Genomic DNA, 13,152 nt, shown 5'->3' on the forward strand with positions numbered 1-13,152 from the left:
GACGGATACGCGCACGCGCAGCCTGGGGAGGTGGCCCCGCGGGGACCGCCTGAACTGTCGAGAGCGCCTGGGGCGGCCGAAGGTGGGGTGCGCACCGCTCCGGGCTCTCGCACGGCGCCGAGGGCGCCGTCGGAAGAACCGGCCTGCCGCGTCCCGCAGGACGCCGACTGAGCCAATGACTCATCGTCCGTCCGCACGCACGGTGACGTCAAGGGCTTTTGTCCGATTTTTGACATAACTTCCCATGACCCGTGGTGACGCCGAGTCACCGCTCCCGATCGTCACCCGCCTCTGCCGTCAGCTCCCCGGACCTCAGCGCTCCGGACGTCAGCTCCCTGGACCTCAGCACTCCGGACGTCAGCGCTCCCCGATCGGACGGCCCTGCGGCTCCTCCGCGATCCGGCGGGCGATCTCGGCCGGCCGCACCGGGCGCCCGAAGTGCCAGCCCTGCGCCCAGTCGCAGCCGATGGTGCGCAGCCGCTCGGCGTCCCTGCGGGTCTCCACGCCCTCGGCGGTGACGTTCAGCCCCAGCGCGTGCGCCATCGACACCAGCCCGCTGACGATGCGCCACCCGGTCGACTCGTCCTTGCCGGGGTCGTGCAGGTCCCCCACGAAGGACCCGGCGATCTTCAGGCCGGAGACCGGCAGGTCGCGCAGGTAGGCGAGGTTGGACCAGCCGGTGCCGAAGTCGTCCACCGCCAGCGACACCCCGAGGTCCACCAGGCCGTGCAGGGTGCGCAGCGCCTCGTCCTCGGGCCCGACCACGGTGGACTCGGTGATCTCCAGCTGGAGCCGGGCCGGGTCCAGGCCGGTGCCGTCCAGGATCCGGCCGAGGTCGGTGACCAGCGCCGCGCTGCGCGCCTGACGCACCGCCAGGTTGACGTTGAGCTGGGGCGCGGCGTCGCCGAACCGCTTGATCCACTCGGCGGCCTGGCCGCAGGCCTGCTCCAGCACCCAGCGGCCGAGCGGCATGATCAGCCCGGTCTCCTCGGCGGTGGTGACGAACTCGTCCGGGCCGAGCACGCCCAGCTGCGGGTGGCGCCAGCGCACCAGCGCCTCCACGGCGGCGAGCCGGCCGTCGCCGAGCGCGTAGAGCGGCTGGTAGTCGATGAAGAACTCGCCGCGGTCGAGGGCGGCCGGCATCCGCACGGACACCGCGTACCGGCTGACCGCGCGGGCGTTCTCCTTCGGGTCGAACAGCGTCCAGCGCCCCCGGCCGGCCTCCTTGGCCCGGTAGAGCGTCAGGTCGGCGGCCCGGACGGCGGCGCCCGGGGTGGTCGTGGACACGCGCCGCTCCAGCACGCCGACGCTCGCGCCCACGGCGAGCTTGTGATCGCCGATCAGCACGGGCCCGGCCAGCGCCTTGAGGACGGTCTTCGCCGCGGCGATCGCCTCCTGCTCGCCCCGGCACTTCTCCAGCAGGACGACGAACTCGTCGCCGCCGAGCCGGGCGACCAGGTGGCCGAGGGGGGAGAGCGCGGCCTTCAGGCGGGCGGCGACGGCGGAGAGCAGCTGGTCGCCGGTGTCGTGGCCGAGGCTGTCGTTGACGATCTTGAAGCCGTCGAGGTCGACGTAGCACAGGCCGAAGCGGGCGCCCGGCTCCGGCTCCTCGAACAGCTTCTCCAGCCGCTCGAAGAAGGCCGCCCGGTTGGGCAGTCCGGTGAGCGGGTCGTGGGTGGCCTGGTGGCGCAGCCGCTCCTGGAGGCGGTAGCGGTCGGTGACGTCCTCCAGCATCGCGACCTGGTACTGCGGCCGGCCGTCGTCGTCGCGGATCAGCGAGACGGTGAGGTGGGTCCAGATGACCTCGCTGTCCTGCCGGTAGTACGGCTTGTCGAACTGGAAGTAGTCCCGCTTGCCGCTGATCAGGTCCTCGTACGCCTCCCACACGCCGGGGGTGTCCTCGGGGTGGACGAGGTCGCCGACCCGGCGGCCGATCATGTCCTCGGGCCCGGCGCCGAACAGGTCCTGCAGGGCCTTGTTCACGGCCAGGATGTTGCCGTCCGTGTCGCCGATGCCGATGCCGATCGCGGCGCTCTCGAACAGGGCGCGGAAGCGGGCCTCGGAGGCGCGCAACGCCCGCTCGGCCTCCTTGCGGGCGAGGTCGGCGGCGGCCCGGATCGCCTCCTGCTCACGCAGGGTGCGCTCGCGCAGGGCGGCCGCCCAGCCCGCGGCGAAGGCGCCGGTCAGGGCGGGGCCGCGGTCGTCGCCGACCGGCTGGGCGTGCAGCAGCTCCACCGCGCGGGCGAGCACGACCGGGTCGGTGAAGTGCGCGTCGACCAGCTCCGCGCCGGCCTGGGCGGCCAGGTGCGGCTCGAACGGCTCGTCCTGCTGGGCGCGGTGCAGCAGCGCGGCGGTGCGGGCCACCAGGCGGCCGAGCAGGCCGGGGTGGACGACGGCACCGTGGTCGCCGGAGAGCAGCCGGGCCCACTCCTCGTGGAACCGCTCCGCGCTGCCGGGGGCCGGGGTCCTGCTCATGCGACCGCCGCCCCGGCGGTCGCGGTTCCGCCTCCGCCGACCGGTCGCCCGCCGCGTCCGGTGCGGCCGCCGGGCCGGATGCGTCCGCTGCATCCGATGCGGCCGCTGCGTCTGGTGCGGCCGCTGAGCCCACCGGGCCCGCTGCGTCCGCTTCGTCCGCTCAAGGACGGAACCCCACGCCCGCCACCCCGCTCATCCGCTCGGGGTGTTCGCCGACCGACTCCGGCTGGTCCGGCCGCCACTGCGGCAGGTACACCACGCCCGGCTCCACGAGCTCGAAGCCCTCGAACATCGCGGTGACCTGCGCGCGGGTGCGCATGGTCAGCGGGGTCGGCGTCATCCGGTACAGGTTCTGGTGGTCCTCCGCCTGGTCGGGGCGGCCCTCCGAGGAGGCGTGCGAGAGGACCAGCGCGCTGCCGGGCGCAAGCGCGTCGCGGATCGTCGCGATCAGCTTCCACGGGTCCTCGTCGTCGCTGACGAAGTGCGCGACGGCCACCAGCAGGACGCCCACCGGCTCGCCGGCCGCCAGCAGCCCGGCCACCTCGGGGTGGGCCAGCAGGTCCGCGTCACGCAGGTCGGCCTGCACGACGGCGCACCCCGGGTCGTCCGCCAGCAGCAGCCGGCTGTGCGCGACGGCCACCGGGTCACGGTCGACGTACACCACCTGCGCCTCGGGGCGGATCGCGCGGGCGATCTCGTGCACGGCGCCGAAGGTCGGGATGCCGGAGCCGATGTCCAGGAAGCGGGAGATGCCGCGCTCGGCGAGCAGCGTCACGGCGCGGCGCAGGAAGGCCCGGTTGGAGCGCATGATCTGGGGCAGCTCCGGCCACAGGGCGAGCGCCTTGCGGGCCATCTCCCGGTCCACCTCGAAGTTGTGCGATCCCCCGAGGTAGTAGTCGTAGACCCGTGCGGCGTTCGGTTTGTCCAGGTCCGTGCCTTCCGGTACCCAGCTCGGTCGCCGCATGCCTGTGACTCCTTCACTCCGGTTCTGGGGCAGCAGCGACCACAGGCCACTGCTGTGACAGATGAGACTACAAGCACAGAAGATCCTCCCCCGCACCCCGAACGGGTGCAAGCGGAGTGTCCGCTTCCCGCCCTGTTCCCCGCTCCGTCTCCCGCTCCGTCCGGCGGGCGCTGCCGACGGAGCTGCCGGGCGGGAGCGGGCGGCGGGGGCGCCGGGCGGGAGCGGGCGGCGGGGGCGCCGGGCGGGAGCGGGCGGCGGGGGCGCCGGGCGGGAGCGGAGCCGAGAATGGAGGTGATGGCCGGACGCATCGAGGACTACGCCCTCATCGGCGACCTGCAGACCGCCGCCCTGGTCGGCCGGGACGGTTCGGTCGACTGGCTGTGCCTGCCCCGGTTCGACTCCCCCAGCTGCTTCGCCGGACTGCTCGGCGACCCCTGCCACGGCGCCTGGCGGCTCGCCCCCGCGGGCGCCGGCACCTGCCGCACTCGCCGCTACCGGGGCGACAGCCTCGTCCTGGAGAGCGAGTGGCACACCGCCGCCGGGCAGGTCCGGGTCACCGACTTCATGCCGCAGCGCGGCCCGGACGGGCGGCGCGCCCCGCAGCTGATCCGCGTCGTCGACGGCCTCACGGGCAGCGTCCCGATGCGCGGCGCGCTGCGGCTGCGCTTCAACTACGGGCGCGTCGACCCCTGGGTGCGGCGCACCGGACACCACCGGGTCGCCGTCGCCGGGCCCGACTCCGCCTGGCTGCGGGTGCCCGACGGCGTCCACACCTACGGCCTCGACGGGGTCACCACGTCCGATTTCACCGTCGCCGCCGGGCAACGCGTCCCGTTCATCCTCACCTGGCAGCCCTCCCACCTGGCCACCACCCCGCGCACCGACCCCGACCGGGCGCTGCTCGACACCGTCTCCCGCTGGCAGCACTGGGCGGCCGGGTGCCGCTACCAGGGCGAGTGGCGGGCCGCCGTCCTGCGCTCGCTGATCACCCTCAAGGCGCTGGCGTACGCGCCCACCGGCGGAATCGTCGCCGCGCCCACAGCCTCGCTGCCCGAACGAATCGGCGGGGCGCGCAACTGGGACTACCGCTTCTGCTGGCTGCGCGACTCCTCCATGACGCTCTCCGCCCTCCTGCGCAGCGGGTTCCGCGAGGAGGCCGTCGCCTGGCGCCGCTGGCTGCTGCGCGCCATCGCCGGGGACCCTGGCGACCTCCAGGCCGTCTACGGGGTCGCCGGCGAGCGCGTGCTCGGCGAGACCACCGCCGACTGGCTGCCCGGCTACGAGGACTCGCGGCCGGTGCGGTTCGGCAACGCCGCCGTCGGCCAGCTCCAACTCGACGTCTACGGCGAGGTGGTGGACACCCTGCACCTCGCGCTGCTGGCCGGTCTGCCGATGGAGCGGCACGTCTGGACGCTGCTCCGGGCGCTCATGGCCTACCTGGAACAGCACTGGCGCGAACCCGACGAAGGACTGTGGGAAGTGCGCGACGGGCGGCGGCACTTCGTGCACTCCAAGGTGATGTGCTGGGTCGCCGCCGACCGCGCCGTCCGGCTCGCCGAGGCCACCGGGCTGCCTGCGCCGACGGAGCGGTGGCGGGCGATGCGCGACGCCGTCCACGCCGACGTGTGCGCCCACGGCTACGACCGGCGGCGCGGCGTCTTCGTCCAGCACTACGGGGGGCGGGGGCTGGACGCGGCCACCCTGTTCGTCGTCAAGAGCGGGTTCCTGCCACCGGACGACCCCCGGGTCGTGCGCACCGTCGACGCCGTCCGCGACGGGCTCGACCACGGCGGACTGGTCCGGCGGTACCGGGCCGGACGCTCCGGCGGCGGGCCTGGCCGGGACGGGCGGGCGGGGGGCGGGCTCTCCGAGGGCGGGCCGGGCGGGGACGGGCCGGCCGGGGACAGGCTCTCCGGGGACGGGCTGGCCGGGGACGGGCTGGCCGGGGACGGGCTGGCCGAGGACGAAGGCGCCTTCCTCGCCTGCTCGTTCTGGCTCGCCGACGCGCTCGCCGCCACCGGACGGGCGGACGAGGCGCGCGAACTGTTCGGGCGCCTGGTCGGGCTCGCCAACGACCTGGGCCTGCTCTCGGAGCAGTGGGACCCGCACGCCGGACGCCAACTCGGCAACACTCCACAGGCGTTCAGCCACGTCGCCCTGGTCAACACCGCGTTCGGCCTGACCCGACCGGACTAGGCTGGGGCCGTGGACCCCAACCACTACCGCTTCCGGGGCACGTGGCAATTCGCCGCGCCCGCACGGGAGGTGTTCGCGGCGCTGGAGGACGTACTGAGCTACCCGCTGTGGTGGCCGGAGATCCGGGAGGTGCGGCAGACGGGCGAGGAGGAGGGGGAGGTGGTGGTGCGCGCACTGCTGCCGTACACGCTGGTGATCGGGCTGGAGGCGCGCCGCCGCGACCCGGTGGCGGGGGTGCTGGAGGTCGCCATGCGGGGCGACCTCGCCGGGTGGTCCCGGTTCACCGTCACGCCGGAGGGCGCGGCCCGCTGCCGCGTGCTCTTCGAGGAGGACACCCGCCCCGGCAAACCCCTGCTGCGCCGCCTCGCCCTGCCGCTGCACCCGCTGTTCCGGGCGAACCACGCGGTGATGATGCGACGGGGACGGCGCGGCCTGGCCCGGTACCTGGCGGCGGCGGGCGGGTGACGGCCGACGGGGTTCGGCGGACGGATTTCAGCGAACAGATTTCAAAATCTGTCCGCTGAAATCTGTTATCTGTCTTCTGTCATCTGTCAGCGATCAGCGGTCACTCGTCAGCGGTCACCCGTCTCACCGATCACTTGTCCGCCGGGAACAGCCACCTCCGCAGCCACCGCGTCACCAGCGGCAGCGCCGCGTACGTCATCAGCCCGCTGATGAGCGGCGCGGTGACCAGTGGGCGGACCGGCACCGGCAGGCCCGCGAGGTAGGGGCCGATCAGCACCGTGGACGCCACGACGAGCGGGGCGATCGCGAGCGTCGAGGCGACTGCCATCCGCCAGCGCACCGGCGGGCGGCGCTGCGCCGCGCCGGGCGTCGTGGCGAACCAGCCCTCCATGCCCAGGATCTCGTGCCGGTGCACCTCGTAGTGGTGGCCGTCCGCCTTCTCGAAGCAGGCCGCCCGGGCCGGGGAGGCCTGCCAGGCGCGGAAGGCCCCGGCGTCACGGAAGTGCAGCAGCAGGTGCCAGGGTTCGCCCGGCCCGGCCGGGCGCAGCAGCCCGGTGCCGAGGTTGCCCTCGTGGGCGGACGCGGCGGCGAGGATGTTCTTCGCCCACGCCTCGAACGCCTCCTCGTAGCCCGGCTCGACCCGCCGGGCCACGAACAGCGTGACCTCGTCGCCCTGTTCGGTGGCCGTCTCCTGCGCCGTCATCGCCATCCGCACCGCCCGCCTCTCCCCCGTGCGCCTGCCGTTCGCAGGCCGCCCGGAGCATACGGCCCACCCCCCGCGCCCCGCCCGCCGCGCCCGAAGCGTGGGACGGGCCGGCTCCGCCGGGGTTAGCGTGGCGGCGCACGCCCGACGCCCCGGAGGCCCGCCGTGAGCCGCAGCCCGAGCACCCCGCCCCGCACACCCTCCCCCGCCCGCACCGCCGCCACGCCCGACTTCGGCTTCGGGCGGCCCTTCGACCGGTCCGGGACCGGGAGCAGCAAGTGGGCGCGTGCGGCGGCGCCGGGGGTGATCGCCATGAGCCTCGCCGACATGGACCTGCCCGGCCCGCCGGCCGTCGCCGAAGCGCTCACCCGCCGGGCCCGGCACCGGGCGTACGGGTACACGGTGTGCGACCCGGCCGGGCGGGAGCTGGTGGCGCACTGGTACCGGACGCGGCACGGCGTCGCGGTCGACCCGGACTGGGTGCTGCTCCTGCCGTTCGGCCCGCGCACCGCGATCCGGCTGCTGCTGGAGGCCGTACGCCCGGAGGCGCCCGTCGCCTTCCCCACCCCGGAGTGGGGCGGCTTCGCCCAGGTCTGCCGCGCGGCCGGCCTGCCGTACCGCGAACTGCCGCTCATGCTCCGCCCGGAGGACGGCTACCGCCTTCCGTCCGGTCTGCTTCCCCGCCCCACCTCCGTGGTGCTGCTCAGCAGCCCGCACAACCCGTCCGGCCGCGTCTGGCCCGCCGGGGACGTCCGCGCCCTCGCCGAGGAGGCGGCCGAGGCGGGCGCGCTGCTGGTCTCCGACGAGGTGCACGGCGACCTCACCCACCCCGGCCACACCCACCCCGTCGCCGTCACCACCGTCGACGAGCCGCTCCGCGCCCGCACGGTCACGCTCAACTCCGTCGGCAAGACCTTCAACGCCTCCGGCCTCCCGAGCAGCTTCGCGCTCGTGCCCGACCCGGCCCTACGCACCCGGCTGCTCGACACCATGGCGGGCTTCGGTTTCTGGGAGGGCGGCCTCGTCGAACAGACCGTCCAGCACGCGGCGCTGAGCGAGGGCGGCCCCTGGCTGGACGCCCTGCTCGCCCACCTCGCCGCCGACCGCGAGCGCCTGACCGACCTCCTCGGCCCCGCCGTCCGCTCCGCGCCGCAGGCGTCCTACCTGCTCTGGCTCGACGCCGCCGCGCTGGGGCTCCCCCCGGCCGCCGCCCGCCGGGCGCTGCTCGACCGCTGCGCACTGGAAGCCTCCGACGGCACCGAGTTCGGCGCCGAGTCCGACACAGAGTCCGGCCCCGGGTCCGTCCCCGGTGGCCACGGCGCGCTGCGCCTGAACTACGCGCTGCCACAACCGGTGCTGGAGACCGTCCTCGAACGCCTCGCGCGGATCCGAGCACGGGCGTGAAGACCCCCGGGGCAACCCGTGAAAGCGCCGTCGGACTCCGCACGGAATACCGCCGAACGACGTTCACGGACAGTGCCGTTCACCCGATTGCACCGCCCCTGACCTGCAAAGACGAACATTCACGCGAATTTTGCGGGGCGCCCCCGCATGCTCCGTAGCAGACTGGGCAAAGTAGACCGGGCCGCAATCGTGATCCCGAGGATGGTAAGTCCGGTGATACCCGTATCCCCAGCCACTCCGCCCGACCGGCAGAGCCCCCCGACGCCTCCGACCAAGGTCACCCCCTTGACGGAGTCGGGAGCGCGCAGCCACGTATCGGGGGTGTGTTTCAAGATCGGTCCGCCCCGGCTGGTCGGTGTCGAGGTCGAGTGGTTCGTCCACGACGACCGATGTCCCAGCCGGCCCGTCCCCCCTGAACGGACCCACGCCGCCCTCCGTTCGCTGCCGCTCGGCGGCGAGGACGGCACATCGCTCCCCTCCGGTTCGCGCCTCACGCTCGAACCCGGCGGACAGGTCGAGCTCAGCTCCCCGCCCGCCACCGGCCTCCTGGCCTGCGTCGACGACACCCGGCGCGATCTGACCGCCCTGCGGGCCGCGTTCGCGGCGCAGGGCCTGCGTCTCACCGGCACCGGTACCGACCCCCTCGCCCGCCCCCGCCGGATGGTCCTCGACCATCCCCGGTACCTCGCGATGGAGCGGCACTTCGACTCCGCCGGCCCCTGGGGCCGCATCATGATGACGGGCACCGCGTCCCTCCAGGTGTGCCTGGACGCCGGCGACGCGGACGGCCCGCACGCGGTGGACCGGCGCTGGCTGCTGGCGCACCGGCTCGGCCCGGTGCTGGTCGCGGCCTTCGCCAACTCACCGCTGCTGGACGGGAAGCCGACCGGCCACCGGTCCACCCGGCAGACCGTGTGGTCCCGGATGGACCCGACCCGCACGCTCGCCCCGGCCCCCGACCACGGCGACCCCCGCGAGGCGTGGGCCCAGTACGTGCTGGACGCCGAAGTGCTGTGCGTGCGCCGCCCGGACGGCCTGCCGTGGACGGCTCCGCGCGGCCTCACCTTCCGCGACTGGCTGCGCGGTGCCGGCGAACGCCCGCCCACCCTGGCCGACTTGGACTACCACCGCACCACCCTCTTCCCGCCGGTGCGCCCGCGCGGCCACCTTGAGCTGCGGATGATCGACGCCCAGCCCGGCGACGGCTGGGTGGTGCCCGCGGCCCTGGTCACCGCGCTGCTGGACGACCCGGTGGCCGCCGACGCCGCACTCGCCGCGCTGGAGCCCCTGGAGCCGCTGGAGCCGTTGAAGGCGCCGGGGCCGCCGCGGGGCGCGGACGGGCCGCGCCCGCCGCGCACCGACGTCTGGCGCCGGGCCGCCACCCTGGCCGTCGCCGACCCCGAACTGCGCCGCGCCGCGCTCGCCTGCTTCGCCGCCGCCGACGCCGCGCTGGGCAGCCTGCCCGGCGCCGCCCGGCTGCGCGCCACCGTCGCCGAATTCGCCGAGCGCTACCCCGCACGCGGCCGCTGCCCGGCCGACGACCAGCTGGACGCCCTGCGCGCCGGCACCCGACGCACTCCCCCGGAGGAGGCCGCCCCATGACCGACGTCCGACCCCCCGCCGAGGCTCCGGCGGGCACCGAGTCGCTGCGCGACGCCATCGCCGCCGAGCTGCTCTCCGCCCGTGCCCGCACCGCCGCCCTCACCGACTGCGTCGAGGACCACGACCTCACCGCCCAGCACTCGCCGCTGATGTCGCCGCTGGTCTGGGACCTGGCCCACATCGGCAACCAGGAGGAGCTCTGGCTGCTGCGCAACGTCGGCGGCCACGACCCGATGCACCCGGAGATCGACCCGCTCTACGACGCGTTCCAGCACCCGCGCGCCGAACGTCCCAGCCTGCCGCTGCTGCCGCCCGGCGAGGCCCGCGCGTACGCGCACGAGGTGCGCGGCCGGGTGCTCGACCTGCTCGCGGCGAGCCCGCTGGAGGGCGCGCCGCTGCTGGACGCCGGCTTCGCGTTCGGCATGATCGCGCAGCACGAACAGCAGCACGACGAGACGATGCTGATCACCCATCAGCTCCGCAAGGGCGAACCCGCCCTGGCCGCACCCCCGCCACCGCCCGCGCCCGCGGACGCCGCCACGCTGCCTGCCGAAGTCCTCGTCCCCGCGGGGCCGTTCACGATGGGCACGGACATCGAACCGTGGGCGCTGGACAACGAGCGCCCGGCCCACGTCGTCGACCTCCCGGCGTTCCGGCTCGACACCACCCCCGTCACCAACGGCGCCTACCTGCGCTTCATCGCCGACGGCGGCTACGACGAGCCGCACTGGTGGACCCCCGAGGGCTGGGCGCACCGGCGGCAGGCCGGCCTGACCGCCCCGCTCTTCTGGCGGCACGAGGACGGCCAGTGGCTGCGCCGCCGCTTCGGCACGCTGGAGCCCGTCCCGCTGGACGAGCCGGTGCTGCACGTCAGCTGGTACGAGGCGGACGCGTACGCCCGTTGGGCCGGGCGGCGGCTGCCGACCGAGGCGGAGTGGGAGAAGGCCGCCCGGCACGACCCGGCGACCGGCCGTTCGCGCCGCTACCCCTGGGGCGACGGGAGCCCGACGCCCGACCACGCCAACCTCGGCCAGCGCCACCTGCGCCCGGCCCCGGCCGGCAGCTACCCGGCGGGCCAGTCCCCGTACGGCGTCCGGCAGTTGATCGGCGACGTGTGGGAGTGGACGGCGAGCGACTTCCGCCCGTACCCGGGCTTCCGGGCCTGGCCGTACGAGGAGTACTCGGAGGTGTTCTTCGGGCCCGAGTACAAGGTGCTGCGCGGCGGCGCCTTCGCGGTCGCGCCGGTGGCCTGCCGGGGCACCTTCCGCAACTGGGACTACCCGGTCCGCCGGCAGATCTTCTCCGGCTTCCGCACGGCCGCCGACGTCCCCGACCAGGGCGATGCCTGATGTGCCGACACATCGCCTACCTGGGCCGGCCGGTGGCACCGGGAGAGCTGCTGGTCGTGCCGCCGTACGCGCTGCACCGCCAGTCCTGGGCGCCGCGCACGCAGCAGCACGGCACGATGAACGTCGACGGGTTCGGCCTCGGCTGGTACGCGGACGGCGACGAGATCCCCGCCCGCTACCGCCGGGCCGGGCCGATCTGGGCGGACGCCGCCTTCGCCGACCTCGCCCGGGTGATCCGCACCCGGGCGCTGCTGGCGGCCGTCCGCTCCGCCACCGAGGGGTGCGCGGCCGGCGAGCACGCCGCCGCACCGTTCTCCGCCGGGCGCTGGCTCTTCAGCCACAACGGCGCGGTGGCCGGCTGGCCGGACAAGCTCGACGCGCTCGCCGGGCTGCTTCCCGCCGCCGAGCTGCTGGACCTGGAGGCGCGCACCGACTCCGCCCTCGTGTGGGCGCTCACCCTGCACCGGCTGCGCGCCGGGGCCGGGCTGGGCGAGGCGCTCGCGGCCACCGTCGCGGACGTCACCGAGCACACCACCGGGCGGCTCAACCTGCTGCTGACCGACGGCCGCTCGGTCGCGGCGACCACCTGGGGCGACACACTGCACCACCGCACCCTGCCGGGGGGCGGTCTCGTGGTGGCCTCCGAGCCGTACGACGACGAGCCCGGCTGGACGGCCGTCCCCGAGGGCTCGCTCCTCGTCGCCGGCGCCGAAGCCCTGGCCGGTGCCGAAGCCCTCGCCGGTGCGGAAACCCTGGCCGGCGCGGAAGCCGTGGCCGGCGCCGGAGCCCCGAACGGCCTCGACGCCACCGCCGCAGCCCTCACCGAAGCCGGACCGGACGGGCCTCCTCCGGCGCCGGCCGTCATCGTCCGCCCCCTCCCCCGCCGCGGCTGAGCCCGCGCCCTACCTTCACCTTCTGAACAGAGGACCGCCCTGTCATGAACAGCTTTGACCTCACCAGGCTGCTCCCCGCCGACCACTTCAGCACCGCCTTGCGCCACGACGTGCAGCACGGCCTGACGTCCGAACCCAAGTGGCTGCCCCCGAAGTGGTTCTACGACGCGCGCGGCAGCGACCTGTTCGAGGAGATCACCAGGCTGCCCGAGTACTACCCGACCCGCGCCGAACGGGCCATCCTCACCGCCCGGGCCGGCGAGATCGCCGCCGCGACCAAGGCCCGCACGCTCGTCGAGCTCGGCTCCGGCTCCTCCGAGAAGACCAGGCTCCTGCTGGACGCCCTGAACGACCTCGGCACGCTGCGCACCTACGTCCCGGTGGACGTCAGCGAGAGCGCGCTCACCTCGGCCGGCGAGGCGCTCGCCGCCGACTACCCCGGGGTCGCGGTGCACGGCGTGCTGGCCGACTTCACCGCGCGGCTCGGCCTGCCGCCGGACGGCGCCCCGCGCCTGGTCGCCTTCCTCGGCGGCACCCTCGGCAACCTGCTGCCCGACGAGCGCGCCGGCTTCCTCGGCGGCCTGCGCGCCACCCTCGACCAGGGCGACCACCTGCTGCTCGGCACCGACCTGGTCAAGGACCCGGCCGCGCTGGTCGCCGCCTACGACGACGCGTCCGGGGTGACCGCCGAGTTCAACCGCAACGTGCTGAACGTGCTCAACCGCGAGCTGGGCGCCGACTTCGACCCGGACGCCTTCGAGCACGTCGCGCGCTGGGACGCGGAGCGGGAGTGGATCGAGATGCGGCTGCGCTCGCTGCGCTCCCAGACCGTGAAGATCCCGGCCCTGGACCTGCCGGTGCACTTCGACCGCGGCGAGGAACTGCGCACCGAGGTGTCGGCCAAGTTCCGCCGCGAGCGGGTGGCCGAGGAGCTGGCCGCGGCCGGAATGCGGCTGACCCACTGGTGGACGGACGAGGAAGGCCGCTTCGGGCTGTCGCTGTCCGCCCCGATGTGAGGCGCCCGGCGGGCGGCGCGGCGCAGCGGCGCGGCGCAGCGGCGCGGCGCAGCGGCGCGGCGCAGCGGCGCGGCGCAGCGGCTGT

The 13,152-nt window shown here is 75.1% G+C and carries 10 protein-coding genes; 7 read left to right on the plus strand and 3 right to left on the minus strand.

The annotated features are described in order from the left end of the window. Nucleotides 1-357 precede the first annotated feature (357 nt). Nucleotides 358-2,475, minus strand: coding sequence for a putative bifunctional diguanylate cyclase/phosphodiesterase (locus ACFV4F_RS33920; protein ID WP_380446060.1), 2,118 nt, complete (start codon nucleotides 2,473-2,475; stop codon nucleotides 358-360). 160 nt (nucleotides 2,476-2,635) lie between these two features. Continuing rightward, nucleotides 2,636-3,439, minus strand: a complete 804-nt coding sequence (locus tag ACFV4F_RS33925; RefSeq protein ID WP_380446059.1) for an SAM-dependent methyltransferase — start codon at nucleotides 3,437-3,439, stop codon at nucleotides 2,636-2,638. Nucleotides 3,440-3,733: 294 nt separating this feature from the next. Here ACFV4F_RS33925 and ACFV4F_RS33930 point away from each other — a divergent pair, with 294 nt between their 5' ends. Both ACFV4F_RS33930 and ACFV4F_RS33935 read left to right on the plus strand, forming a co-directional pair. Continuing rightward, complete coding sequence (locus tag ACFV4F_RS33930; RefSeq protein ID WP_380508430.1) at nucleotides 3,734-5,635, plus strand: glycoside hydrolase family 15 protein; 1,902 nt, start codon at nucleotides 3,734-3,736, stop codon at nucleotides 5,633-5,635. Between the two features lie 9 nt (nucleotides 5,636-5,644). Beyond that, the gene (locus tag ACFV4F_RS33935) at nucleotides 5,645-6,100 is read left to right on the plus strand and encodes an SRPBCC family protein (protein WP_380508433.1); all 456 of its coding nucleotides are present in this window, start codon (nucleotides 5,645-5,647) and stop codon (nucleotides 6,098-6,100) included. 130 nt (nucleotides 6,101-6,230) lie between these two features. Here the strand turns inward: ACFV4F_RS33935 and ACFV4F_RS33940 are convergent, their stop codons facing one another. After that, the gene (locus tag ACFV4F_RS33940) at nucleotides 6,231-6,809 is read right to left on the minus strand and encodes an antibiotic biosynthesis monooxygenase (protein ID WP_380437943.1); all 579 of its coding nucleotides are present in this window, start codon (nucleotides 6,807-6,809) and stop codon (nucleotides 6,231-6,233) included. Nucleotides 6,810-6,968: 159 nt separating this feature from the next. Between ACFV4F_RS33940 and ACFV4F_RS33945 the strand changes: the two genes are divergently transcribed. The 5 genes from ACFV4F_RS33945 (at nucleotide 6,969) to egtD (ending at nucleotide 13,067) form a co-directional block, all read left to right on the plus strand. Next, complete coding sequence (locus ACFV4F_RS33945; protein ID WP_380508436.1) at nucleotides 6,969-8,207, plus strand: aminotransferase class I/II-fold pyridoxal phosphate-dependent enzyme; 1,239 nt, start codon at nucleotides 6,969-6,971, stop codon at nucleotides 8,205-8,207. A 321-nt stretch (nucleotides 8,208-8,528) separates the two neighbouring features. Beyond that, nucleotides 8,529-9,809, plus strand: coding sequence for an ergothioneine biosynthesis glutamate--cysteine ligase EgtA (egtA, locus tag ACFV4F_RS33950; protein WP_380508439.1), 1,281 nt, complete (start codon nucleotides 8,529-8,531; stop codon nucleotides 9,807-9,809). Further along, nucleotides 9,806-11,158 (plus strand): ergothioneine biosynthesis protein EgtB, encoded by a 1,353-nt coding sequence (egtB, locus tag ACFV4F_RS33955; protein ID WP_380508442.1) that lies wholly within the window; start codon nucleotides 9,806-9,808, stop codon nucleotides 11,156-11,158. The genes egtA and egtB overlap by 4 nt, the downstream gene beginning before the upstream one ends. Continuing rightward, a complete protein-coding gene (gene egtC / locus ACFV4F_RS33960) occupies nucleotides 11,158-12,051 on the plus strand; it encodes an ergothioneine biosynthesis protein EgtC (protein ID WP_380437935.1) in 894 nt (297 codons plus the stop codon). The genes egtB and egtC overlap by 1 nt, the downstream gene beginning before the upstream one ends. Before the next feature lie 44 nt (nucleotides 12,052-12,095). Continuing rightward, entirely contained in the window at nucleotides 12,096-13,067 is a 972-nt protein-coding gene (gene egtD / locus ACFV4F_RS33965; RefSeq protein WP_380437933.1) for an L-histidine N(alpha)-methyltransferase, read from the plus strand. Nucleotides 13,068-13,152: the final 85 nt, after the last annotated feature.

Source organism: Kitasatospora sp. NPDC059722 (assembly GCF_042733235.1).
GTDB lineage: Bacteria > Actinomycetota > Actinomycetes > Streptomycetales > Streptomycetaceae > Kitasatospora.

Coding starts and splice junctions, on each gene's coding strand:
- egtD (WP_380437933.1), top strand. CDS start 12,096: ATGAACAGCTTTGACCTCACCAGGCTGCTCCCCGCCGACCACTTCAGC.
- ACFV4F_RS33920 (WP_380446060.1), bottom strand. CDS start 2,475: ATGAGCAGGACCCCGGCCCCCGGCAGCGCGGAGCGGTTCCACGAGGAG.
- egtC (WP_380437935.1), top strand. CDS start 11,158: ATGTGCCGACACATCGCCTACCTGGGCCGGCCGGTGGCACCGGGAGAG.
- ACFV4F_RS33930 (WP_380508430.1), top strand. CDS start 3,734: ATGGCCGGACGCATCGAGGACTACGCCCTCATCGGCGACCTGCAGACC.
- ACFV4F_RS33925 (WP_380446059.1), bottom strand. CDS start 3,439: ATGCGGCGACCGAGCTGGGTACCGGAAGGCACGGACCTGGACAAACCG.
- egtB (WP_380508442.1), top strand. CDS start 9,806: ATGACCGACGTCCGACCCCCCGCCGAGGCTCCGGCGGGCACCGAGTCG.
- ACFV4F_RS33940 (WP_380437943.1), bottom strand. CDS start 6,809: ATGGCGATGACGGCGCAGGAGACGGCCACCGAACAGGGCGACGAGGTC.